We start from the raw sequence: 20,246 nt of genomic DNA, 5'->3' as shown, positions 1-20,246 counted from the left end.
GTCAGCCTATGAGGTCGAAGAAGCCGTGATTGAGGTAGTTGTCCATACCGCTTTTCGCTTCTGGATTGAGCGCCATCAGCGTCACGGCGTTGAACAGCGCCATGAGCGGGTCGATCTTCGCCGAGCCGCTGGCCTGCTTCGTGATCAGGATCGAGTTACCTCGCGGCTCAACACGAGCATTGCCGCAGCACCACGCCATCATTGGCTGACCGCCGTGCAGCAGAGCGCCCTCTGCCAGCTTGCGCTCCGCAGTCTTGATCGATCCGCCCAAGCGCCAGCCTTGCGATATGCCGTCGATCTTGTCGCGAGGTATCCCGGCCGCCTCCAGGGCGTCGAGAATGGCGCCGACACCGGCCGGGTCGAGGCCTACCTTGTCCAATAGCCCTGCCTGCTCAACCTTCGCGACCAGCTGCGCCACATCATCGATGTCGTCGCCGATCCGGTTGACCAGAGTCAGGTGCCCATCCTTGGCGAAGTCCCGAATGCGCGATGCTTCTGACTTTCGGCGCTCCAGCACCGAGGGGTGCGCCCAGGCGTGAGTCCAAGTCAGCCAGCGCCGAGTGCCTATTTCACGCCCGATGGCAGCCAGCCCCAGCAGGTCGTCCAGCCCGCCACCGTCGATGCCGATGTCGATCACCTCACAGCGCTCGATCAGATCATCCAGGGTCTTGCACAGCTCGGAGGCTTGTTGCTCCCAGTAATCAGTGCCAGCCCAGCGATCAGACAGCAGGGCCAGGCCGATCTCGACGTTAAGGTGCTTGGCCAGGAAGCCGCGAAATGACTCTTCCCCGTCCATCTGGGCTTGGGCATAGCCCCGCTCAATGAACGGCTCATCTACAGACAGCCCCAAGTTGGGGTTGGTGATGTAGGCGTTGGAGAAATCCCGATGCGCTCCGGCGTCGAGCATCGCTGTTGGGAACTCGTACAGCACCGGCAGGAACGACTTGTCGACGATCTCGCCGTCGCGCACCTTGCGGGCGTAAAGCAGTTTCTGCCGGAACACGCCGGCAGGCGGCGCATCGGACTGGGTCGTTGCCCAGATGATGAATCCCTCAGGCCGAGAGGCCAGGCCACCGGTTGCTTCCCGAAGCATCGCCTCGGCGTTGGCGCGCTTGCCGAAGACCCACAGTTCATCGACGAACACACCGATGGCCTTCTTGCCTGACACCGTCTCGCTGTCAGCGGCTACCACCTTGAGCGTGGCGTTCGTCTGCCGGTGGGTGACGGTGCGCAGGTGATCCTGCACCTTGAGCAAGGCGTCAAGCTCCTCATCCGCCCGCACCATGTCGCGGATCGGGATGTAGGAGTTGTCAGCGATCTCCTTGGTCGGCGCCAGGATGATGAACTCACCCGACGGGCGCCAGTTCAAGATCAATGCGGTCAGCATGATGCCTGCGGCGATCGTGGACTTGCCGTTTTTCTTGCTGATCAGCAGCATGAATTCGCTGATCAGGCGCCGGCCCTCATCCGGGTCATAGGCACCGAAGATGGCGGCCACGAACTGGTTGACCCAATCGCGCACTGTCTCGGACATCAGCGGGCTGCCGGTGGCATCCACCATGCGGAGCGCACCAAACACATCAAGGGCTTCCTCGGCCTCGGTCGGAAACAGCGGCTTGAAGGGAATCAGACTTTTTCGCGCAACGATGCGCTGCTCCCAGTCGGGGCATGCAGTTGTCCATTCCTTCATTTCACCGACCTCAGCGGCCCGCGCCGGGCGCCAAACTTGCCAGTCGATGCCTGTTCAGCTTTCGCCTGGGCCTGATCCTTCTTGCCGCTCTCCCCTTTGCGAGGATGCACGAAGGGCATCAGTGCCTTGGCTGCATCAACACGCAGCTTCGGCTCAGACTCCAGGTCGTTCATCACCGACAGCAGGAAGTCCTTCGGGTCGCGGTGCAGCAACGCCTGCATGAGGTCGAAGCCGGCAGGCTCCGGCTCGGCGCACTCGTCCTTCGCGCCGGCGGGTTCGGTCACTGACTCAGCCTGCGTCGATGGCTCCGGCGCAGGCTTGGCTTTAACATGCGCTTTAACATCTGCTTTAACATCTGACGGCATCAGACCCAAGGCGCGGAGCTTGGCCAACTCGGCCGCCACGTCCTTGTCCTTTACCAGCCGAGACCCCGCCGCAGACGCGGTCTTCTCGGAATAACCCGCTGCTACAGCTGCGTCTCGATTGGACGCACCTTCCCTCAGCGCTGCGATGAAAGCGCGCTTGCGGGATGTTAAAGCCATTTAACAAAAATCCTGTGGGGGAAAAAAATCTGTACGTGGGGTCGGTGGCGGTCTAGCTACGTGAGAATCGCTATTATTTGACCACCCCCTACCCCGAGGCACGCCACTGCCGTGCTGCGAAGCGCCTTTTGACGATCCGCGCCGCCTAGCGACCTCAGCCAGCCAGACCAGCAGCCTCCTCGGCCTGCTTGACCCTACGACTAGGTGGGCCAGATCTACCCTTCCTGGGCGAGAACACATCCTCATGCCGCCAACCGGCTTTGAGTCGATATTCAATGGCGGCGCGCGAGATGCTGAGGTGCCTGCTCCATTCACTGAGACACATCGTCTTGCCGTGCGCCGTGTAGCGGCGGTCAGACTTGAGCTGTTGTGTCCTTGTCATCTTGGGGAGGCCGCGCTTCTGGTTACAGCGAGCGCAGCTCGCCACCAGATTATCTGGCCGGTTGTCATCGGTTCGGTCGTTGAGGTGATCGACATGCATGTCATCCCAAGTCACCTGGGCTGAGCACCAGTGACATGCAAATGGGCCATCACCATGATGAGCGTGATACACGATGCGGTGTTCATAGACGCGGTTGCTTTGCCGGCGCAGCGGATGATCTGGCGAGTGCGCCAGCTTGTAACCGTAGGCGTTGGTCAGCAGTCCCGACTTGACCCTGCTCACCTGATCGGTCGTGCCTGTCCGGCGTTGTCGCGTGTAGTGCTTCTCGCACATCCTCGCCCCTTTACGGTTGGCCACAGCGAGGCAGCCAGGTACACAGCACAAGGCTGCCTGGGTTGCTTTGGGCATACAGGCCTCTATCGAAGGGGGGTTTGGTTCTCTTCTTTCTGCTTGACCGAAGAGTGGCAGTGGGTGCACAGGGACACCCACAGGCTCTGGTCCCAGAAGATCTGCTGATCACCACGGTGAGGCACGCTATGGTCCACCACCGTGGCCGCGGTGGTGCGACCGAGCCTGGCGCAGTAGACGCACAGAGGGCGGTCGAGCAAGTGGCGCTCGCGTGCCTTCTGCCAGCGGTAGTCGTAGCCACGCTGGGAGCTGGTCATGCCGCTCCGCCAGCTGCCAGGTGTGACCACCTTGACCCGCGACCCTGAGCTCTCCTTGATGCGTGAGCCGAGTGTCTTGAGCCTGGCCATCAGCCTTGAGCCTTTCGGGACAGGAACAAATCGGAGTAGCCGCGCAGCTTCTCCACCCCCATGAAGCCGACCATGCCGCCGGCGAAGGTGGCCATGCCCTGTGGCAGGCCCATCCATTCGAGCAGCGGTACTAGGGCCAGGGTGATGAGGCCACACAGGGCGCCCTCCAAGAACATCTGCCTACGGGTGCCGCCGCCATAAACCACCCGAAGGACGGCGATCGCGACGGAAAGGCCAGCGGCGTACAGCTGAGGCTGGTGGGCAAGCACCCAAGCAATCAGGGCGGCCCACAGGCCGGGATCTTTCTCTGGCATATGGTCCATCTCGATTCCTCCCGTTGCGGGGAGCGGAAATAGAAAAGGCCCGCCGTTGTGGCGAGCCCAGGAGTGGGTGCGGAAGGCTGGGGCGACCAACCACCCAGCGAGAACAGTAGAGGAGCCTTATGCCCAGCGAGGTGGCTGCGCCTGGGCCGAGGTCGGTCGGGCCATTGCTTGCTCCGTAAATGAAAATTCGTGCACCGACGTAAAACCGGTCGGATGCTTGCCTAGGAATCCCCTAGAGGCTAAAAGGAATGTTGCCCGATCTGGCCTCACTAGAGGGAACTAATAAATGCCGATCAGTGACATTTTTGTAATCGCTTACAAGCTCCACGGGGAGGCTCGCGAATTCATCGTCCGCGCCGAGCGAATGAATAACGCTGAGGCTTGGCACTGGGCTGCCTGCGAAGCCGGCGTTGGAGTCATCCCTAAGTTCACTGCTTCGGATATCAGAAAAGTCTCTCGGCCTGCTGCTGAGCGCTTCGGCATAACTGACGTCCAATGGCGGAGGTCCGGCAACCTATGAAATACCGCATCGACTACAACCTCAAAGGCCATACCAGATTCTGGATATGCGATTGGCCTAGCACGCCGAACGAAGACAATGTGCTGACCGCTCTCCTCCGTCTGCATGCCCCCGCTGACCCCTTGTCTGAGGCGCGCGCGCCGTGCCGCTTATCACATGATGATCTCCGCATTGCGATCGCCGATTTGGGCATCTCGGATGTACGCATTGAGGGGGATAAATAGCTATATCGGGATACCCAGGCCAACGCTGGCAAGTACGCCGGTCACTGCAAGGGCGCCGGTACTCGGCTCGGCCATAGGTGATGCTCCAGAAACGAAAAGCCCCGGCAAATGCCGAGGCTTGAAATAGTTCGCTCGATCTTCACGCCCAAACCCTAAAGTAGTTTCGCATGTCCTTGCGCTTCGGAAACATCGAACAACTGCCTGATAAATTCAAACTCATCAGCAGTCAGACCTCGTTTCGGGGAATGCTCCGCGAGCATTGATGATTTATGTTCTAGTGCGGCTTGCTATGCCTGCTGCCAGATAGTCCATTCGAGGTTGGTAGACGCATCCAAATAGCCTTCATTCAACCGGGCAAGCAAATGTTCAGGCCTGGAAGCCTCAAACTGGTCGCGCATTGTCTCTTTTTCACGCCTAACGGTTATTCGAGCCTAGGGTATCGGCATGGCCACTCACAATTTTAGGCTTATCGCAAAAAATCGAGAATGGATAACTGGCATCGGGAGATCGTCAGAAATTAAAGGCGCCCGCGAAATGGCGAGGCCTTGGAATAAGTTGCGGAGGGCCGGTGCATACCCGGCTTGGTGGCCTGGATCGCTGGGTCACATACCCCAGACTCTCATCGCGTAGCCGATCAGGGAGCGCACGGCTTTGATCGACGCCACTACCGACTTAGCCCAGCTGCCTGAGCGTGTCATCCGCATAAAAAAGCCCGCACAGGGCGGGCAAAGAGGGATCGTGCTTTTTTAAATCTGGTGGCTGTAGAACAGCGAGTACGACTCGATACCGTCGTTGGGCTGCTTAATGCCAGCGTTGGAGTAGTGAATCGCTCGGATGCCAACCTTCTGCGTCTCGCCGATCTTCAAGCCCGCACCGATGCGGTCTTCGAAGTTGAAGGCCGAACCAAAGTCCTGGTCACCTGCGGACGTACCAGAGAAGACCGCCAGGCCGATGCCAGCCTCAACGAATGGCTTCACGTTACCGCTGCCGAACTCGTAAACGAAAACTGGCGCAAAGGACAGCGAGTGAGCGCCACCGGAAGCATCTCCTGCTTCCCAATAGGTATACCCAGCATCCCAGTAACCGGTTAGACGGCCAGTACTGGATTCAAACCAGCTTTTGTCCCAGTTAAAGCCAATGCCGACGCGCGCTGTAAGACCACCTTGGCCTGTCGCGCCAAGCGCTCCGGATAGCTCAGCCGCTCCGGCGGACGCAGCGAAAAGGGAAAGCGCCACAACGGCGAGAACGTTTTTCATACTCACGGTCTTCCATGTTATTGAGTAGCAACCTATCAGAATCATAGCGCTATCAAAACGTTCCCTCATACAAGAAAAATGCTTTTTCTGGAGGGCTACCTGAATCTAAGCCCCTCAAAAACACAAAACCCCGACACGATGGCCGGGGTTTGTCTGTGTCGCGTAACGTTGCAAGCTGGACACGCTGCTATGAAAACAGGTGTTTATCCGCCCGCATAGAACTTTTTACGCCGCCTCTCGAATTTCTTCGAGCGCACAATCGATCCATGCAACGCCGGCCTTGATGATCTCCCGCGCCTTGCGCTCGGACATGCCTGCCTCCCTTCCAACTCGCATGGCCGGGTGCTTCGATCCGTAGTAGGCCCACACGAAATCCCCCATCTGCTGGTTGCGCTTCGTCAGCCTGGCCACAGCGCCGTCGATGATCAGGGCCAGGTCGTCAGTGATCACATGCTGCCGGGCACCTCCTTCACTAGGCACGTTGTCACGCATGAGCGCGTAAAGCGGCGACACGTACCGGGGCACACCCATCTCACTCATCCGCCACCAGCCCCACTGCTCCAGCAGGTACTCGGTATCGCCCAGCGCCTTGTCCACGTAGGTTCGTTTCTTCATGCAGCCCTCCGGGGCGTTGGGTCGGTGTCCAGGCCGAACAGCTCGCATAGGAGTTGGTGGGCCGCTTTACTCTTGGCGCCGCCCTGGATGATCCAGGCCTTGGCATATTGCTCAAAGCCCTGCACGGCTCTCGATCCGTGCCAGTCAGCCACGATGTCCATCAGGGCGGCCGACCCCATGCGTCCATTGGGCTTGTCCAGCATCATGCGGTTGCCCTTCTTCAGGAACTCTCGCTCTACGGGGGTCAGATTCTTGCGCGGCATGACCGCGATAGCGTCACTCATGGCCAACTCCTGGGTTGAATTCTTGGTCGTGCATCCTCCCTTGGGATGGATGCTGTGCGGTGCTGCAACCCGCGCCGGTAGTGGCGTCAACGGCTACAGGCCCGGTTTTCTGTCCCGGCAATGTCTCGGTGTGAATGGCGGCGAATCCCTGCCCGTCGAGGTGCTTGTGCCAGGCCTCCAGCGCCTGACGTTTCAGCCCTTCGGCCGTGGTGTGGATGTAGGTGGCGTCGAGATCCTTCATGGCGTGGTTCAGCAGCAGCTCGCCCACCATGTAGTCCACGCCGAGGTCGGTCCACGCTGTACGGGCCACCTTGCGCAGGTCGTGGCTCGACCATTCGCCCTTGGCCAGATCGGTGAACAAGGTGTTGGCCTTGCTCGGGCTCAGCGGTGCACCGTGGCTGCCCGGAAACAGCAGCAGACCGGTGTAACCCTGGGCGGTCTGCAAGCGCTGGTACCGGCGCAGCAGTGCGCAGGCCTGGGCGGTCAATGGCAGCGTGTGCTCGGCCTTCGTCTTCGTGTCACCCGCCGGAATGAACCAGCGGCCCGCTTCAAGGTTGACGTTGCGCCAGCGCGCCAGCCGGGTCTCGCCCAACCGCGAACCGTGGCACAGCATCATGAGAGCCAGCATGCAGCCCGCCGGCTCCGCCTCGAAGCGCTGGGCCACCACCACCAGCAGGCCCGGCACATCATCCCCGCGCAGTCGTGCCGGTCGCGGCCTGATCCGGGTCCGCACGAAGTCGGTGAACTTCAACGAGGCCATGGGGTTGGCGGGCAGCATGTCCAGACGCAGGGCCTGGCGGAACGCCACCGAAAGCACGCCGTAGACCGAACGCACGAAGGACAGGGCATAGCGCTCCTGCAGCGGCCACATCAGGCGCTGATCGATCGCCTGCTTGTTGGTCTCGGCCAGCAGCAGATCACCAAGGCGAGGCATCAGGTGGCGATCCAGCGCCGACTTGGCACTGGCCTTGCGCTTGGCGGACAGGCCTCGATCACGGTTCATCCGGTCGCGGTACCACGCCAGCACGTCGCCCACCGTGGCCCAGCTGGTGGTGGTGGACTTGGCGTCGGCATCGGCGGCACGGCGGGCCAGGATCGCCGGCAGCGTGGCCAGCATGGTCTTGGTGTTGATCCCCGGGTAATCACCTGCCTTGCCCCAGCGCCCGCGCACTACGACGTGCCAGGCGCCACGGGAGCGGTCAACAGTCGAGAATCGGAATCGCAGCTCCCGGTGACGGGTATCGCGCAGCTGGAAGACTTCGCCGGCAGCGTGCCGGCGGATCTCCGCGTCACTGAGGGTAACGGTGAGGGTCTTGGTGTCGCTCATGCCTCCCTCCTTGGCCACAGGTTCAGGCCTTTCTGATCGCCCGCGTCGTAGCAGGCGCGGGCATTCGCGTGGCGGTTGTTCCAGCTCTCCACGGCGATCCGCATCACATCCACCACCTGCAGGTCATACAGGTGCTCGAACGTGCCCAGGGTCAGCGTGTCGATGTTCGGCCCCTGCGCGCCGCAGTCGTGACACCAGACGTGCGCCGAGACCATCGGGAACTCGTCAGCCGGGTCGAAGGTGCGGCCCTCAGAGATTTCGGTACCGGCTTCATCCTTGGCCGTGATGCAGGGCGGCCCTTCGCAGAAGGGGCAGGGCGCCATCTTGATCGGCTCAGTCACAGGCCAGCCCCCTTGTAGCGCTGGGCGTAGCTGCCACGCCCAGCCTCGACCTCATCATCACTGGGCAGCGATCCGGCGTAGGTGGCGAACCGGCCATACTGCCCCTCCTGCTGGACGATGCAGCTGCCAACCCGCGCATGGCGACACTTGGTCATCAGAATCTCAGTGAGGCCGTTCTGGCCCTCCTCCGTATCCATGTCGCGGTGCACCATCAGGATGCAGCTGGCGTCGGCCTCGATCTCACCGGAGTCGCGCAGGTCGCTGGATTGGGGTTTCTTGCCGGGGCGCTTGGTCGAATCACGGTTCAGCTGGGCCAGCTCGATGACCGGGATGGCCATTTCCTTGGCCAGCTGCAGCAGGGCCTTGCTGATCTTGCCCACCTCCTCGGTACGAGATCGGCCACCACGCTCGCTGCGCACCAGGGTCAGGTAGTCGACCACGATGCCGGCCAGTCCGTGCTCGCGCTGGCACTGCCGAGCCGTGGCGCGAATGGTGGACGGCGTCTGCACGGGGTCGTCACAGACGAATAGCGGGGCTTCCAGGGCCAATCCTACGGCGCCGCTCATCCTGGCCCAGTCGTCCTCGCGCATCTGGGTCGGGTTATCCAGCTTGTGCAGAGCCACCCCTCCCAGCGAGGCGATAGCGCGCAGCCCCAGTTCTTCGCCAGGCATTTCGATGGAGAACACCAGCCACGGCTTCCGCTCCTTGACGGCGTTGTGCTGGGCGATCTGCAGGGCCAGGGTGGTCTTACCACTGCCCGGCAGGCCGGCAATTACCGTCACCTTCTTCGGACGAAGACCTTGGGCCAGCTCATCCAGCTTTTCGAGCCCCGTGGATGGCCACTTCGGCGCCACGCCGCGGTGTTTTTCGTCCACCAGGTCGGCGGCATCTCCCATCCATTGGTCCAACCGCTTGTAGCCCTTTGCCTCCCCATCAAGGTTGCGCAGGTCTGCCATGGCCTGCTGGGCTGCAGCAATTACTTCGCCGGTAGGTGCGCCGGCCTGCACCATTTCCTGCGCGTCACCCGCCACGTCCAGAATGCGGCGGATCACGCCCCACTCCTTGACGTGCTTGGCGTAGGCCTTCCAGTTGGCCAGCGAAGGCACCTTGCTGGCCAGCTCAGCGGCATAGGCCATGACGTTGTCACCACCTGGAAGCAGGCGCTGCACCGCGCCCAAGGTCACCGGATCGATGGGCATGGCTTGCTCGCGGCACTCCAGCATGGCCTCGAACAGTGCCGCATTGTCGGCATGATAGAAGTCGGCTGAGGTCATCTGGCCGAGCATGTCCTCGACCAGGCCCACATCCTGCTGCAGCGAAGCGTGAATGACCGCGCCAAGCACGCCGTGCTCAGCCTCGTCGCTGTAGAGAGCCCTCATGCCGCAGCCCTCTTCGACTCCCAAGTGAACCCGACTTGCTGCCCGCCGTTCTGGCGCAGGCGGTCAAGGGCGCGATCCCCAATGTAGGACTTGAGGCCGTCAGCGCTCAAGTTGCTGATCACCACAGTCGGCAGCACGGACTGATACCGGCGGTCGATGATGCTGTGCAGCAGGCCCAGCTCGTACTCGCTGCCCTTCTGCGCACCGATCTCATCAATCACCAGCAGATCCAAGCCGCCAAGATGGACTGCCACGTCACGATCGGTGTAACCCGATCCGGGCGCCATGGAGGCGCGGGCAATGCTCACAATGTCCCCGGCCGGGATGATCAGCGCACGGCATTGATCGGCCACCACCGTGCGGACGATAGCGCTGGCCAGGTGAGTCTTACCGCAGCCGACATTGCCGGTCAGCAGCAGGGAGCGGCCAGCCCGGAAGTTGGCCGGGAACTGCTCGGCATAGGCCTGGCACTTGGCCAGAGCCCTGTGCTGCGGCTCCGTCTCGGCGCGGTAGCTGTCGAAGGTGGCGCCAGCAAAGCGCGGGGTGATCCCGGCAGCGATCAGCGCTTCGCTGGCTTTCTCGGCCTTGTGCTGGGCATTGGCCAGGGCGCGCTCTGCCGAGGCGCGGGGGGTGGTATGCAGGGCCTCCCAAGCGCAGCGCTTGCAGCCACGCGCCAGCATCGAGCCATCCAGCTGCTCGACTTCACTCATATCGACTCGGCCATGCACTGGGCACTCGCCGGAGAAGATGCGCTTGGCCGGGGTACGGTGGAACAGATCAGAAATTTGGGCGGCCATCGTGGCTCTCCTGGTACATGTCATCGGTGTGCTGCGGGAGGTTGTTGAATGCGCCGCCTTGAGCGGTTGCGCCGGCTGGCTGCAGAACGTCGTGCCAGCGTTCGCCGTTGATCCAGGTGGAGGCCATCGGGATGTACTGGCCGGAGTCCTTGGTCCAGTCACGCGATACGCAATGGCGTCCAAGCGCTGCGATCATCACGGCCTGCAGCTCAGCGTCAGGATTGAGCTTGTTCCAGGCCTTCAGGGCGTCCTTCCGGCTTTTTTTCTTCGGGTACAGCTTCCAGAACTGGTCGAACCCATCCGCCACCGAAGTGCACATAGGTTTAGGTTCCTTGACTGGTTCAGAAGAGTGACTGGTTCTGGGGGCAGCTCCTGCCCCACCCCCTGGGTTATCTCCTGCCCCAGGTGGGTTATCTCCTGCCCCACCCCCTAGGTCACCAGCTGCCCCACCACCGAGTGTGAGATGAAAGATATTCGACTGGTTGAGATCGCCTTTACGGCGATACTCGCGGCGCAACAGTCCAGCCTTTTCAAGTTCCCGGATGTGCAGTTTTACTGTCGACCTGCCGATCTCGCATTGGTCCGCAACATGCTGGTACGAGGGCCAGCACTCGCCCTGGTCGCTGGCGTTGTCCGCCAGCTTGATCAGCACCAGCTTACGCAGCGGGTTGCCAACCTTGGTCTTCATGGCCTTGACCATCAATTCCATGCTCATGGGTTCAGATCTCCAACTCAGCGGTGATCCGCTGGACAAACTGGTCGTAGGGTTCAGCCATGGCGATACCCTGCTCTTCCAATGCGGCCCGATATGCTTTGGCTGTGCTGTAAACCACCCACCGCTCGCGTTCAGGCAAATGGCGAGCCCCGGCGTAGCTGGGCCACGGGAGCATCACCAAGGATTCGCCAGAGCCTTGCTCAGTCGCTGAAGTCAGCCCGTCCGGATCGTTGGCAAGCCGATCAAGGAACGCCTGATTCACCTGCTCCCGAAGCTCAAGTGCCGGGAGTCCGGTTAGTCGCCGAACCAGCACCCGCAAAGCCCACTGAGCCATGAGCACTTCAAACTTGGCTTCGCGCAGGGAGTCTTGCTCTGCCTCATCCGAGAAGAAAATTTCCTCTGCCAGGTCGCAATGGTTCCAGGCCCGGTAAGCGAGCTGATCGTTGGTCAGTGGTTCGAAGTACGCCTCGTTGATCACCACCGGATCAGTTGGCTTCCGGCCAAACAGAGGGATCACGTTGTCGGTCATTGCGGCGCCCTCGGGTTGATCTTGAATCGCCCTTGTGGGATCTCGGGGTGGGTTGCACGCTCGGGTGTGACGTACGCACATTGCTCCACGAACTGGTCAAATCGGCGCGTAATGGCAGGCTTGGGCCAGATCGCGAACGGCTGCCCCCCTTCTTCGGAATGGCGGCTGCGCACCATGGCGAACGGCAGCGGAGCGCCCGAAACCTCACGCATCACTGCGTTTACCACCCAGGCCGGCAGACCATGGCGATTGTTGATACGGTCGCGGATCGTGGTGATGGTCTCGAAACCGCTGGGCACGGAGTCGAGATAGCGGACCTGCTCCAGCCGGCTGGTACGGTCTTCTACCTGCGCCAGAGCCTGCTGCTGCTCCGCCTGCTTGCGCTCGATCGCCACCAGGTGGTTTGCACTGGCCGCGATCAGCTCCGCCTGGGTCATCGGGCGTGCGACTTGCTGCTCCAGTTCCTGCCAGCGATCGACAAGGGCTGCCGTGAACTCTGGGGAGAGTTGGGCTACGACGACGAAGCTATCGCGCTTGTTCACCAGGTACTCTTGCACCACAACTCCATTGCCAGAGCGCGGTCCAGCCACCAACGGTGGCTGGGAAATAGTGCTCTTCTCGGCGAGTCTTTCTATGGTGCGCTTCACGCTGTCATGCCGGGAGCCGACAAGGTCAGCAATCTCCTGCGAGGACATGGTGATCGCTTCGGAGGTGATCAGGCTCATGGAGCACCTCCCACATCCTTCGCTTCATGGAAGGCAGCCGCGTTGCGGTGAGGCCACATAAAGTTTCGCGTGTCGAAAACGACGCGCTCGAACAGACGCTCAAGTTCGCCGGCTACTGGATTATCGAATCCGCCGAGCGAAGGCACGACGTGCGCCCAATACAAGGCCTTGATCAACTTGAATGACTCACGCGCTTCGTTGAAGCGCGCAATGTCCGCTGCCGTGAGGGTCACGTCCTGCACTATCTCGCCGGCAACCGCCATCGGCACCAATTCGGTTCGCGCAATTAGCATGCTGCACCTCCCGCGCCACGAACTGGCGAAGCAGGTTTATGTGGCGCGCGTTGTACAACTTCATTCTGCGGGGCAACTCCAGCATGCGCGGCGATAACCAGCGCTAAGGCACTTTCTGCCGCGAAGAAAACCAGGGTCGCTTGGTTCGATACCGAAGAGATTTGAATCAGCTCGCGAACGCCACCAATTGCCACTTGAAGTCGATCGATTGCTGCGTCAAGAGATTCGTGAACTGGTATACCTCCTGCGGCTTGCAGAACATCATGCAGGCCTTGCACGGAGAATGGATGATCAACGGTTTGAGGTGTGTTTTTCATCGCACACCTTCCGCTAGTTCAACCGAAATTACGCTCGAGTCGATCAACGCTTTGGCCTCGCGCACCAGGGCCCGAATTGCATAGGCCTGATGCACGCTGTCACCGTCGGCAACTAGGTCGCCGAGTAGAGCCTCAGCCGAGGACAGACTCGCACTGGCCACATTCATAGCGTCACCACAGCTGACACCTTCGACTACGGCAAACAGACTGCCACCGCTGACTGGATTGAATTCTGATACTCGGGTTACGAGCAGACTGCCAAGCACGCTCCCTTGCGCGCTGGAATCCGTAGTGTTATTTTTCGGGTGCATGAGATCGTCTCCAAGTGACGAAGATTCAAGAAGGTCCCCGGCAAGGGACCGGATTTAAAGAACCCGCCGGCAAGCGGGTTTTTTGTTGCCTACTGAAAAGTCAGCCAGACAACAAAAACTGAGCAGCGCAGGCGCTCATAAGCTCGCCCGTGCTGTACTGGATGAATTCACAGCAGATTCGTTGGTCTGCGCTTGATGGCTCTTGGCTGGTACCTTTTGATCCAAGGTCGGGAGCGATTCCGCCAGCGAGGGACGAATGCTTGAAGCGGCGAAACGACCATGAGTTTTGGCCTGAATGATTAGGGCCATATCAGCAGAGCAGCCATGAACGCCGCGCACCCAGCCGCTGACAGTGCCTTGCGTCACGCCGAGCGCTTTCGCTGTTGCCACCTGGCCGCCAAAAAACTTGACCAGGTCATTGAAGATTTCATTCATGGGCGTAACGCCAAATAGAGGTATGCCTTTACTGTATTTTAGAGGCATACCTTTTTGCAAGGAAAAAGGCTAACCATTAGATTGGTGCGTTATGGAACTCAAAGATCGACTCAAACACGCCCGCCGCCTGAAAGGGCTTACCCAGACCGAGCTGGCCGAAAAGGCTGGCATCGCGCAAGCCTCAATCTCGGAAATCGAGAGAGGGCTCTCCCGATCCAGTAGCCACCTGGTAAAGATCGCCCAGATCTGCGGGGTTGATGCGCTATGGTTGGCGGAGGGCGTGGGTAGCATTCCCGCCCCAACCGAGCCTGGCTACGCTCTCGTCGGTGAGCAGATACAGAAGCTCTCGGCTGCTGACATGGTCAGGCAGATGCTGGCAAAAACGGGCTCGGGCCTGTCGGAAGAGGCGCGCAATCGTCTACTCCAAGCTGCCGAAGAGACCGATTCACACCCTGGCGACGGCTCTGCAAAGGTGGGTGCTACTCGTGGCTCCGCTGGCGATATGATCCGAATTGCACACTATGACGTGCGAGGAGCAATGGGTGGAGGCCAAGTAACGCACGACTACCCGGAGATGCTCAGAGACGTTCGCGTCAGCTTGAGCCACCTACGTGAACTGGGGCTTGATTTCAAAGAGCCACATCACCTGAAGCTCGTCACTGGCTGGGGTCAATCAATGGCTCCAACAATCAAGGATCGCGATCCATTAATTGTCGACGTGACTGTACGCGACTTCAACGGCGATGGAGTGTATTTCATCTCTTGGGGTGGGCATGAGTACATCAAGCGCCTCCAAGTCGCGGACGATGAGCATTACGAGATGATCTCCGACAACCCTAAGCATAAGGATCGGATGATCCGCAAAGAAGAGACCTACATCCAGGCAAAGGTCCTATACGTCTGGAATGGCAACCTTCTGTAGCGCGCCGAGCGAGGGCACAGCGCGCAATTGCCGCCCTTAAAACGGGGCGGCGACCTCCTCTTCGGATTCTGCCCCATCCATCGCCAAGGTGGAGGTCTGCTCTTCATCGGCCTCCCACTGAAGCGTCACGCTTCCATCATCGCTGAAGGTCATTTCTATCCCTGGGGTTTCAGCAATCATGCTCATGACCTCCTCCCAATTCTGATCGCTATCAGTATCAAGCTGGTGAATTGTGACCCACCTCTGGGTCTGAGCTATTGGATGGTTGATCATCGAAGAAACCCTCAAGACCAAGCGCTCCATGCCTGTCATCTCTGTGCGCTGCTCTGCCGCTTGTTTTTTTTGCTTGGCCACAACCATCTCCTAGTTACTGTATATCCATACAGAAAAGGGTACCCAAGCGATACCGTCCTAGGGAAGTGCTGCTAAAAAATAAAGGCATACCTGTTGACAGGCAAATAAAGGCAAACCATTATTCGCCACATCAACTCACCCGCACGGAGCGAAAAAATGAACGCACTGACTTTCGGTAACTGGACTGGCAGCCTTGGGCTGGGCCTGGCGGAGCGCGAGCTTCAGTGCGTTATGGCTGTGGCATGCGGGATGACAAGCAAAGAAGCAGCCCGTGAGCTCGGTGTAGCCAAGGACACCATCGACAAGCGCCTGCTTGCGGCCAGCACCAAACTCGGTGTGATCAAGCGTGCACAGCTCGTGGCAGAAGCAATGCGAAGAGGCCTGATTTCCCCGATGGTCGTAACTATCTGCGCTGTGTTGGTTGGACATTCCGTATCCAGCACTGACGAATTCACACGCGTACGCCGTCAAGGCGAACGCAAGATTGAAACCCGTGTAGCAACTCGGCGCGCTGAGTGTGCCTTGGCGGTGGCGTGACGCTGCTGGCCTGACCTGATCCAACCCTGATTTTTGCGAAAGCCAACAAACGCGGCAGGCCACCGGCTTGCCCGAAATAAGGAGATTCACATGCTTATGCTCAGCCGGAACATCGGCAAGGCCGTCATCATCGGCGGCAACATCCGGGTCAGTGTGGCCCAGGTTAACGGCTGCCAGGTTCGCCTGGGGATTGAGGCCCCGCGCGGGGTGATCGTTGACCGCGAAGAGATCCACGCCCGCCGCGTGGCTGAAGGTACCGTCGAGGAAGCGCCAGCGTTCAGCATCGACGAGCACGTCAAGCTGGCGGCAGATGCGCGCCGTTACCGCTGGCTGCGTGACCGCGAGCGCATCGAAGATCCTGACGAAGACCTGCTGGTAGTGCGCGGCGATAACTGGCTCTCCGGCGAAGAGCTGGATCAGGAGATCGACACCGCCCTGCGCCTGGAGGCCTTGCAGCAGCAGGTGGTACAGGATCAGCAGCCATGAGCCAGGCCTGCCTGCTCTTGCTGCTGTGGGATGCCCTGCAGCAGCGTCAAACCACCTTTGGCCAAGTGCTGGACTTGTCTGCCGCTTGCGGCCTGGACGGGCGCCAGGTTCTGGCCGATCACTTCCGGGGGTTCCCATGCTGATGAAGTCCGAGCACGCCCGCCGGCTGGCGGAGCTAGCCAATCGCGGCAACGTCGAACCTCTGATCTCGCTGATCATTGCTCGGCGTTTTACGCGGCACCTGTGCTCCCAACGCGAACACGATCACACCTACTACGCCGCGCAGATAAAGGCAGCGAAGGCGGGCCTGCCATTCACTGCCAACAAGGTGAAAGAGCTTGAGGCGCAAAGTGACGCTCGGCGCGTCTGGCGCAGGAAGAACTTCCTGGCAATCGCGGACTGGCTCCTGCGTGCCGACGACTACTTGACCGTCGTGCATGGGCTGGACGTGATCCTCGATGTTCTGGCGGTCAACCCGGTACACCGGGCTGAAGCTGCCGAGTACGCCGCCGAGGCCAAAGGCACACTCTCCGGGGTCGTGTTCGTGGCCGGCCTGGAAGACAGCGCCAGCACCAAGTCGGGCCGCAAAGAGCGTGACTTCAAGGACGGCCCTCTGTTCAACGCCTGCATGCGCCAGTTCGAGCAGATGCTGCTGGACAACCCCGGCGCCCTGCCCGATCCGTTTGCACCTGACGGACCGTTCTACGGCATCCCTACCTACACCCAAATGCCCGACGGCTCCATGGTGAGGAATTCGCCAACGGTGACGGTGCATGACGCCGAGGGCAGTCGAGTAGTTACGGGCAAACCGAGGATTGCAAAATGACCAAGCGTCGTTCAATCAACCCCGCCGCCCTCCCCGCCGTTGGCCAGCCGCTTGGTGGTGGCTTCTTCGCCGGGCGCCTGTTCTTCGACGGCGCCGAGCACGCGGTTATCGATGCAGGCCGGGACTTTGAAGTCGCCGCACACTGGTGGCAGGAGGAAGGCCCGCGCCCACGCATCCGTGGCGCCACGTCACGCTTTGACGGAATGGCCAACACCCAGGCCATGGCCGCCGAGGGCAGCGCTATTGCCCGCAAGGTGCTGGGCATGAACATCCGTGGCGCCTGGGGCTGGCATATCCCGTCCATCGAGGAGCTGCAGGTGCTTCGCTGCAATCTCTTGCAGCTTCCAGAATGGGGGCACGACGGGTCGTACACAGTCAGGGGCGCGGCCCAGGCGTTCGGCCTCAGCGAGTACTGGACCAGCAGTCAGAAGTCGAACGCGGCTACTGCGTGGTACCTGCACATGTTGCCCTGGTGCGTGCCTGACACGAACTGGGTGAGCAAGTGCAAGGGCATCCGCCCGGTTCGCACCCTGCTGATCAGCCAGGAGGCTTTCGTGCACGCGCCATCGACAGACACGCCACTCACCGAGGCGGATCTGCGCGGCCTGGCCAACCAGCAGGCTGTGGCCACCGTGCTCGAGCGGTTCGTGAATGAGGATGCCGGGAAGTTCTACGGGCGCACTGAGGCGCTGGTGGCTGAGCTGGCAGAATTGGCAGGAGGTCGGGCATGAGCATTGTGCTGCGCGAACACAAACTGAACCAGCGCCAGCTGGACGCCATCACGCCGACCATGAACGACCTGATCCAAGGCCGGGTCAGCCAGAGGGCTTTCGAGCAGGCTTGCGTCGACGCCTTGGAAAGGGCCGGCTGTCCACTTGGCTACGACACCACCATGCCGGGCGCTGACAAGACCGTCGAGCAGCGTGCCGCTGCGTGGGTGCGTGACGGCGAGGTAGGCATGTCGTCGCGAGCTATTCACGACCACATGCTGGGACTGACGCCGAAGAACGGCTACTTCGACTATCCGCTCGATCCAGACGACCTGAACCGCTGCATCAAGCTCCTTGAATTGATCCCTGAGTGGAAGCCCCGTATGGGCGAGATGGTCTGCCACGGGAAGGATTGGGCAGGACTGGCCAGCCACTGGGAGGAAATCAGCCAGTGCTTCCTTGATGAGGTCGGCCTGGACTGGTGCAAGGGTAGCCGCGCACCGAAAACGTACGCGCTGATGAAGCAGGCTATGGGAGAGCGGGCATGACCATCGATAAAGCAAAGCTGAAGGCGCTGGCCCAACGCGCCACACCTGGCCAGTGGGTCACGGAAGGCGAATACATCAATGAGCACGGCCACCTCCTGTACGCCTACGTGGCGCATGAGAACAGCGGGATGATCGCCGAGGCCTTCGCCAACTGCCGAGTTAAAACGGATGACGAGTGCCGAGGCAATGCAGCTTTCATCGCTGGCGCAAACCCGGCAAATATCCTCGCCCTGCTTTCGGAGATTGATGCGCTGCATGACCGTGCTGCCTACTGGCGCCAACGCGCCAAGAGCGCCGAGGGGCATCTGTACTCTGCTGATTTCCAGATTGCATGCGATGAGCTGCATAAGGTCAGCAACTACGCCGACATTCCGCCCAAGCAGCTCTCAGAAGTACAAAAGGCCCGGATCGGTTCCGCCGTTCACGCAGTGCTTCGGGCGGTGAATGCCCAGCGCGACCGGCGCCGACCAGCCGACTTAATCGCCTACCGCGATGAGCTAGCCGGCAAGGTGATCTGCGACTTGGACCTGTTCGAAGACCTGCGGGACAGCGCGGCAGAGGAAGCCGAGCAGCACCGCCAGTACATGGCCAATTATCGCCCCCAGCGCCAGCAGACGCTGGACGAAATCGTGAAACGCTGCGATGCACTTATCGCTGCCGTGACAGTTCAGCGTGACAACCAAAACCTGACGCGTCAGGCGTCGGACCAAAGTAACGACTGAGGTACAGCCATGGCTAAAGTCATAGCTCAGATCACCGCCAACCTGCCTAGGCTCATGGAGGTGGGCGAGTATCGGAAACTGCGCTACGCCGGCGGTAAGCCGAGCTTGCAGCAGCTCAAGAAATGGATTGATGACGGAGAGCTGGCGGGCGAGGTCCGCGGCGGCATGTACTTCGTCGACCTACAGGCCGCCGTGATCGGATCCACGGACCCGCTCCTGGCCCAGATGTTGGAAATTTGAAATGGCACCGCGCCCTCGCAGCCCGAAGAACAAGACGCTTCCGCCCAACCTGTACGCCAACGGGAAGTATTGGCGGTACAAGAACCCGATCACGGGGAAGATGACCAGCATCAATAAGCCCTATGACGAGGCGGTGCGCCTGGCCAAAGCCGCCAATGCCAAGCTGGCGTTCCTGATGACCGACAACGGCGAGATGCTGGCGACCATCACCGGGGACCGCCTGCCGACTATCAGCGCCCTGATCGATCGTTTCGAAACAGAATGGCTGCCCGAGCGCGGCTATGCGCGTTCGTCGCTGGACGAGATCGGCTACAAGCTCAAGCGGTACCGGACGGACATCGGACACATGCTGGTGGGGCAGTTCGACGTGTTGGCGGCAGCGGAATACCTGGACCAGTTCAGCAACAATGCCTACACGAAGCACCGCGCCCTGCTGGTAAGCCTGCTGACCTTCGCTATCGCCAAAGGCATAGTGGAGCGCAACGCCGCCGACATGACCCTGCTGAAGAAGGAAGCCAAGAAGAAGCGCCAGCGCCATACTCTGGAGGGCGTACAGAAGATCCTCGACGCCGATACAACCCCGGGCTGGCTAAAGCGCGCCATTCGATTGGGGCTTACCAGCCTGCAGCGCCGTGAAGACATCGTGACCTGGAAGAAGTCGGCGGTTGACCTGATCAAGAACACCATCAAGGTATCCCCCGGCAAGACCGACAACTACGACACGCCGATCCACCTGCAGATCATCATGGGCAAGGCACTGCGCGAGACGGTGAACGAGTGCTTTCGGTCGCCGATCATTTCACCCCTTCTGATCCATTACCGCCCGAAGGCGCGCCGTCAGGACCAGATCGAGGCGAAAGAACACTGGACGGCGGTTACCCCGGATTATCTGTCCAAGAGTTTCAGGAAGGCCAGGGACGCCGCGAAGGCCTACGACCACCTAGACTTCGAAGAGCGCCCAACTTTCCATGAGATCCGGGCCCTGGGCGCCTGGCTTTACGAGCAGCAGAAATTCCCTACGGAATACGTTCAGGCGCTGATGGGCCACGCAACACCTGAAATGACAGAGCGATATCAAGATGGCCACGTTGAGAAAGGGATCGAGTATGTGGTTGTAGAGGCGAATCTGATGCTATAGGAA

General features: G+C 60.5%; 30 protein-coding genes. 11 read left to right on the top strand and 19 right to left on the bottom strand.

What is annotated here, in order from left to right; genetic code table 11:
* Nucleotide 1: 1 nt before the first annotated feature.
* The 5 genes from GYA95_RS06555 to GYA95_RS06535 form a co-directional block, all read right to left on the bottom strand.
* A complete protein-coding gene (locus GYA95_RS06555; RefSeq protein WP_015271428.1) occupies nucleotides 2-1,690 on the bottom strand; it encodes a terminase large subunit in 1,689 nt (562 codons plus the stop codon).
* The gene (locus tag GYA95_RS06550; RefSeq protein WP_015271429.1) at nucleotides 1,687-2,232 is read right to left on the bottom strand and encodes a terminase small subunit; all 546 of its coding nucleotides are present in this window, start codon (nucleotides 2,230-2,232) and stop codon (nucleotides 1,687-1,689) included. Before GYA95_RS06550 ends, GYA95_RS06555 begins: the two co-directional genes overlap by 4 nt.
* A 154-nt stretch (nucleotides 2,233-2,386) precedes the next feature.
* Nucleotides 2,387-3,022 (bottom strand): HNH endonuclease family protein, encoded by a 636-nt coding sequence (locus GYA95_RS06545; protein ID WP_043935849.1) that lies wholly within the window; start codon nucleotides 3,020-3,022, stop codon nucleotides 2,387-2,389.
* 8 nt (nucleotides 3,023-3,030) lie between these two features.
* Nucleotides 3,031-3,369, bottom strand: a complete 339-nt coding sequence (locus tag GYA95_RS06540; RefSeq protein WP_015271431.1) for an HNH endonuclease — start codon at nucleotides 3,367-3,369, stop codon at nucleotides 3,031-3,033.
* On the bottom strand, nucleotides 3,369-3,692 hold the full coding sequence (locus GYA95_RS06535; protein ID WP_015271432.1) for a phage holin, lambda family: 324 nt from the start codon (nucleotides 3,690-3,692) through the stop codon (nucleotides 3,369-3,371). The genes GYA95_RS06540 and GYA95_RS06535 overlap by 1 nt, the downstream gene beginning before the upstream one ends.
* Nucleotides 3,693-3,978: 286 nt before the next feature.
* Between GYA95_RS06535 and GYA95_RS27845 the strand changes: the two genes are divergently transcribed.
* Nucleotides 3,979-4,212, top strand: a complete 234-nt coding sequence (locus GYA95_RS27845; RefSeq protein ID WP_103462139.1) for a DUF6555 family protein — start codon at nucleotides 3,979-3,981, stop codon at nucleotides 4,210-4,212.
* Nucleotides 4,213-5,182: 970 nt separating this feature from the next.
* Here GYA95_RS27845 and GYA95_RS06530 read toward each other — a convergent pair.
* The 13 genes from GYA95_RS06530 to GYA95_RS06475 form a co-directional block, all read right to left on the bottom strand.
* Nucleotides 5,183-5,692, bottom strand: a complete 510-nt coding sequence (locus tag GYA95_RS06530; protein WP_016489223.1) for an acyloxyacyl hydrolase — start codon at nucleotides 5,690-5,692, stop codon at nucleotides 5,183-5,185.
* Between the two features lie 225 nt (nucleotides 5,693-5,917).
* Entirely contained in the window at nucleotides 5,918-6,307 is a 390-nt protein-coding gene (locus GYA95_RS06525) for an antiterminator Q family protein (RefSeq protein WP_161551353.1), read from the bottom strand.
* Nucleotides 6,304-6,591 carry a hypothetical protein gene (locus tag GYA95_RS06520; RefSeq protein WP_009685280.1) on the bottom strand — a complete coding sequence of 96 codons (288 nt, stop codon included), beginning with the start codon at nucleotides 6,589-6,591 and terminating at the stop codon, nucleotides 6,304-6,306. Before GYA95_RS06520 ends, GYA95_RS06525 begins: the two co-directional genes overlap by 4 nt.
* Entirely contained in the window at nucleotides 6,584-7,918 is a 1,335-nt protein-coding gene (locus tag GYA95_RS06515) for a tyrosine-type recombinase/integrase (RefSeq protein ID WP_161551352.1), read from the bottom strand. Before GYA95_RS06515 ends, GYA95_RS06520 begins: the two co-directional genes overlap by 8 nt.
* Nucleotides 7,915-8,259: a Lar family restriction alleviation protein gene (locus tag GYA95_RS06510; RefSeq protein WP_161551351.1), complete on the bottom strand. Its 345-nt coding sequence runs from the start codon at nucleotides 8,257-8,259 to the stop codon at nucleotides 7,915-7,917. The genes GYA95_RS06515 and GYA95_RS06510 overlap by 4 nt, the downstream gene beginning before the upstream one ends.
* A complete protein-coding gene (locus tag GYA95_RS06505; RefSeq protein WP_161551350.1) occupies nucleotides 8,256-9,638 on the bottom strand; it encodes a replicative DNA helicase in 1,383 nt (460 codons plus the stop codon). The genes GYA95_RS06510 and GYA95_RS06505 overlap by 4 nt, the downstream gene beginning before the upstream one ends.
* The gene (locus GYA95_RS06500) at nucleotides 9,635-10,435 is read right to left on the bottom strand and encodes an ATP-binding protein (protein WP_161551349.1); all 801 of its coding nucleotides are present in this window, start codon (nucleotides 10,433-10,435) and stop codon (nucleotides 9,635-9,637) included. The genes GYA95_RS06505 and GYA95_RS06500 overlap by 4 nt, the downstream gene beginning before the upstream one ends.
* Nucleotides 10,416-11,150 (bottom strand): helix-turn-helix domain-containing protein, encoded by a 735-nt coding sequence (locus GYA95_RS06495; protein WP_161551348.1) that lies wholly within the window; start codon nucleotides 11,148-11,150, stop codon nucleotides 10,416-10,418. The genes GYA95_RS06500 and GYA95_RS06495 overlap by 20 nt, the downstream gene beginning before the upstream one ends.
* A 4-nt stretch (nucleotides 11,151-11,154) precedes the next feature.
* Nucleotides 11,155-11,679, bottom strand: coding sequence for a hypothetical protein (locus GYA95_RS27595; protein ID WP_170303993.1), 525 nt, complete (start codon nucleotides 11,677-11,679; stop codon nucleotides 11,155-11,157).
* On the bottom strand, nucleotides 11,676-12,404 hold the full coding sequence (locus tag GYA95_RS06490) for a Rha family transcriptional regulator (protein WP_161551347.1): 729 nt from the start codon (nucleotides 12,402-12,404) through the stop codon (nucleotides 11,676-11,678). Before GYA95_RS06490 ends, GYA95_RS27595 begins: the two co-directional genes overlap by 4 nt.
* Nucleotides 12,401-12,697, bottom strand: a complete 297-nt coding sequence (locus GYA95_RS06485) for a hypothetical protein (protein WP_161551346.1) — start codon at nucleotides 12,695-12,697, stop codon at nucleotides 12,401-12,403. Before GYA95_RS06485 ends, GYA95_RS06490 begins: the two co-directional genes overlap by 4 nt.
* Nucleotides 12,691-13,014: a hypothetical protein gene (locus tag GYA95_RS06480; protein ID WP_161551345.1), complete on the bottom strand. Its 324-nt coding sequence runs from the start codon at nucleotides 13,012-13,014 to the stop codon at nucleotides 12,691-12,693. Before GYA95_RS06480 ends, GYA95_RS06485 begins: the two co-directional genes overlap by 7 nt.
* 446 nt (nucleotides 13,015-13,460) lie before the next feature.
* The gene (locus GYA95_RS06475) at nucleotides 13,461-13,760 is read right to left on the bottom strand and encodes a Cro/CI family transcriptional regulator (protein WP_161551344.1); all 300 of its coding nucleotides are present in this window, start codon (nucleotides 13,758-13,760) and stop codon (nucleotides 13,461-13,463) included.
* 91 nt (nucleotides 13,761-13,851) lie between these two features.
* On the opposite strand from GYA95_RS06475, the gene GYA95_RS06470 reads away from it, so the two are divergent.
* Nucleotides 13,852-14,682 carry an XRE family transcriptional regulator gene (locus GYA95_RS06470; protein WP_161551343.1) on the top strand — a complete coding sequence of 277 codons (831 nt, stop codon included), beginning with the start codon at nucleotides 13,852-13,854 and terminating at the stop codon, nucleotides 14,680-14,682.
* 36 nt (nucleotides 14,683-14,718) lie between these two features.
* Here GYA95_RS06470 and GYA95_RS06465 read toward each other — a convergent pair whose 3' ends face one another.
* Nucleotides 14,719-15,036: a DUF1654 domain-containing protein gene (locus tag GYA95_RS06465; RefSeq protein ID WP_161551342.1), complete on the bottom strand. Its 318-nt coding sequence runs from the start codon at nucleotides 15,034-15,036 to the stop codon at nucleotides 14,719-14,721.
* A 156-nt stretch (nucleotides 15,037-15,192) separates the two neighbouring features.
* Between GYA95_RS06465 and GYA95_RS06460 the strand changes: the two genes are divergently transcribed.
* The 9 genes from GYA95_RS06460 to GYA95_RS06425 all read left to right on the top strand — a co-directional run bounded on the left by GYA95_RS06460 (nucleotide 15,193) and on the right by GYA95_RS06425 (nucleotide 20,243).
* Complete coding sequence (locus GYA95_RS06460; protein ID WP_110677970.1) at nucleotides 15,193-15,573, top strand: LuxR C-terminal-related transcriptional regulator; 381 nt, start codon at nucleotides 15,193-15,195, stop codon at nucleotides 15,571-15,573.
* Between the two features lie 90 nt (nucleotides 15,574-15,663).
* Nucleotides 15,664-16,059, top strand: coding sequence for a carbon storage regulator (locus tag GYA95_RS06455; RefSeq protein WP_015271453.1), 396 nt, complete (start codon nucleotides 15,664-15,666; stop codon nucleotides 16,057-16,059).
* Nucleotides 16,056-16,202 carry a hypothetical protein gene (locus GYA95_RS27590; RefSeq protein ID WP_170303996.1) on the top strand — a complete coding sequence of 49 codons (147 nt, stop codon included), beginning with the start codon at nucleotides 16,056-16,058 and terminating at the stop codon, nucleotides 16,200-16,202. Before GYA95_RS06455 ends, GYA95_RS27590 begins: the two co-directional genes overlap by 4 nt.
* A complete protein-coding gene (locus GYA95_RS06450; RefSeq protein WP_161551341.1) occupies nucleotides 16,196-16,885 on the top strand; it encodes a hypothetical protein in 690 nt (229 codons plus the stop codon). Before GYA95_RS27590 ends, GYA95_RS06450 begins: the two co-directional genes overlap by 7 nt.
* Nucleotides 16,882-17,616 carry a hypothetical protein gene (locus GYA95_RS06445; RefSeq protein ID WP_161551340.1) on the top strand — a complete coding sequence of 245 codons (735 nt, stop codon included), beginning with the start codon at nucleotides 16,882-16,884 and terminating at the stop codon, nucleotides 17,614-17,616. The genes GYA95_RS06450 and GYA95_RS06445 overlap by 4 nt, the downstream gene beginning before the upstream one ends.
* Nucleotides 17,613-18,143 (top strand): hypothetical protein, encoded by a 531-nt coding sequence (locus tag GYA95_RS06440; RefSeq protein WP_161551339.1) that lies wholly within the window; start codon nucleotides 17,613-17,615, stop codon nucleotides 18,141-18,143. The genes GYA95_RS06445 and GYA95_RS06440 overlap by 4 nt, the downstream gene beginning before the upstream one ends.
* Nucleotides 18,140-18,865, top strand: coding sequence for an ead/Ea22-like family protein (locus GYA95_RS06435; protein WP_161551338.1), 726 nt, complete (start codon nucleotides 18,140-18,142; stop codon nucleotides 18,863-18,865). The genes GYA95_RS06440 and GYA95_RS06435 overlap by 4 nt, the downstream gene beginning before the upstream one ends.
* A 9-nt stretch (nucleotides 18,866-18,874) precedes the next feature.
* Nucleotides 18,875-19,105 carry a hypothetical protein gene (locus GYA95_RS06430; RefSeq protein ID WP_024086683.1) on the top strand — a complete coding sequence of 77 codons (231 nt, stop codon included), beginning with the start codon at nucleotides 18,875-18,877 and terminating at the stop codon, nucleotides 19,103-19,105.
* 1 nt (nucleotide 19,106) lies between these two features.
* Nucleotides 19,107-20,243 (top strand): tyrosine-type recombinase/integrase, encoded by a 1,137-nt coding sequence (locus GYA95_RS06425; protein WP_024086682.1) that lies wholly within the window; start codon nucleotides 19,107-19,109, stop codon nucleotides 20,241-20,243.
* The last annotated feature ends 3 nt before the right edge of the window (nucleotides 20,244-20,246 follow it).

It is taken from the genome of Pseudomonas asiatica (assembly GCF_009932335.1).
Lineage (GTDB): Bacteria > Pseudomonadota > Gammaproteobacteria > Pseudomonadales > Pseudomonadaceae > Aquipseudomonas > Aquipseudomonas asiatica.
The sequence above is the reverse complement of the archived record's forward strand: the minus strand, read 5'-3'. Positions and strand labels throughout refer to the sequence as shown.

Excerpts from the sequence above, each read along its gene's own strand:
- GYA95_RS06555 (WP_015271428.1), bottom strand. The coding sequence starts at position 1,690 with ATGAAGGAATGGACAACTGCATGCCCCGACTGGGAGCAGCGCATCGTT.
- GYA95_RS06550 (WP_015271429.1), bottom strand. The coding sequence starts at position 2,232 with ATGGCTTTAACATCCCGCAAGCGCGCTTTCATCGCAGCGCTGAGGGAA.
- GYA95_RS06545 (WP_043935849.1), bottom strand. The coding sequence starts at position 3,022 with ATGCCCAAAGCAACCCAGGCAGCCTTGTGCTGTGTACCTGGCTGCCTC.
- GYA95_RS06540 (WP_015271431.1), bottom strand. The coding sequence starts at position 3,369 with ATGGCCAGGCTCAAGACACTCGGCTCACGCATCAAGGAGAGCTCAGGG.
- GYA95_RS06535 (WP_015271432.1), bottom strand. The coding sequence starts at position 3,692 with ATGGACCATATGCCAGAGAAAGATCCCGGCCTGTGGGCCGCCCTGATT.
- GYA95_RS27845 (WP_103462139.1), top strand. The coding sequence starts at position 3,979 with ATGCCGATCAGTGACATTTTTGTAATCGCTTACAAGCTCCACGGGGAG.
- GYA95_RS06530 (WP_016489223.1), bottom strand. The coding sequence starts at position 5,692 with ATGAAAAACGTTCTCGCCGTTGTGGCGCTTTCCCTTTTCGCTGCGTCC.
- GYA95_RS06525 (WP_161551353.1), bottom strand. The coding sequence starts at position 6,307 with ATGAAGAAACGAACCTACGTGGACAAGGCGCTGGGCGATACCGAGTAC.
- GYA95_RS06520 (WP_009685280.1), bottom strand. The coding sequence starts at position 6,591 with ATGAGTGACGCTATCGCGGTCATGCCGCGCAAGAATCTGACCCCCGTA.
- GYA95_RS06515 (WP_161551352.1), bottom strand. The coding sequence starts at position 7,918 with ATGAGCGACACCAAGACCCTCACCGTTACCCTCAGTGACGCGGAGATC.
- GYA95_RS06505 (WP_161551350.1), bottom strand. The coding sequence starts at position 9,638 with ATGAGGGCTCTCTACAGCGACGAGGCTGAGCACGGCGTGCTTGGCGCG.
- GYA95_RS06500 (WP_161551349.1), bottom strand. The coding sequence starts at position 10,435 with ATGGCCGCCCAAATTTCTGATCTGTTCCACCGTACCCCGGCCAAGCGC.
- GYA95_RS06495 (WP_161551348.1), bottom strand. The coding sequence starts at position 11,150 with ATGAGCATGGAATTGATGGTCAAGGCCATGAAGACCAAGGTTGGCAAC.
- GYA95_RS27595 (WP_170303993.1), bottom strand. The coding sequence starts at position 11,679 with ATGACCGACAACGTGATCCCTCTGTTTGGCCGGAAGCCAACTGATCCG.
- GYA95_RS06490 (WP_161551347.1), bottom strand. The coding sequence starts at position 12,404 with ATGAGCCTGATCACCTCCGAAGCGATCACCATGTCCTCGCAGGAGATT.
- GYA95_RS06485 (WP_161551346.1), bottom strand. The coding sequence starts at position 12,697 with ATGCTAATTGCGCGAACCGAATTGGTGCCGATGGCGGTTGCCGGCGAG.
- GYA95_RS06480 (WP_161551345.1), bottom strand. The coding sequence starts at position 13,014 with ATGAAAAACACACCTCAAACCGTTGATCATCCATTCTCCGTGCAAGGC.
- GYA95_RS06475 (WP_161551344.1), bottom strand. The coding sequence starts at position 13,760 with ATGAATGAAATCTTCAATGACCTGGTCAAGTTTTTTGGCGGCCAGGTG.
- GYA95_RS06470 (WP_161551343.1), top strand. The coding sequence starts at position 13,852 with ATGGAACTCAAAGATCGACTCAAACACGCCCGCCGCCTGAAAGGGCTT.
- GYA95_RS06460 (WP_110677970.1), top strand. The coding sequence starts at position 15,193 with ATGAACGCACTGACTTTCGGTAACTGGACTGGCAGCCTTGGGCTGGGC.
- GYA95_RS06455 (WP_015271453.1), top strand. The coding sequence starts at position 15,664 with ATGCTTATGCTCAGCCGGAACATCGGCAAGGCCGTCATCATCGGCGGC.
- GYA95_RS27590 (WP_170303996.1), top strand. The coding sequence starts at position 16,056 with ATGAGCCAGGCCTGCCTGCTCTTGCTGCTGTGGGATGCCCTGCAGCAG.
- GYA95_RS06450 (WP_161551341.1), top strand. The coding sequence starts at position 16,196 with ATGCTGATGAAGTCCGAGCACGCCCGCCGGCTGGCGGAGCTAGCCAAT.
- GYA95_RS06445 (WP_161551340.1), top strand. The coding sequence starts at position 16,882 with ATGACCAAGCGTCGTTCAATCAACCCCGCCGCCCTCCCCGCCGTTGGC.
- GYA95_RS06440 (WP_161551339.1), top strand. The coding sequence starts at position 17,613 with ATGAGCATTGTGCTGCGCGAACACAAACTGAACCAGCGCCAGCTGGAC.
- GYA95_RS06435 (WP_161551338.1), top strand. The coding sequence starts at position 18,140 with ATGACCATCGATAAAGCAAAGCTGAAGGCGCTGGCCCAACGCGCCACA.
- GYA95_RS06430 (WP_024086683.1), top strand. The coding sequence starts at position 18,875 with ATGGCTAAAGTCATAGCTCAGATCACCGCCAACCTGCCTAGGCTCATG.
- GYA95_RS06425 (WP_024086682.1), top strand. The coding sequence starts at position 19,107 with ATGGCACCGCGCCCTCGCAGCCCGAAGAACAAGACGCTTCCGCCCAAC.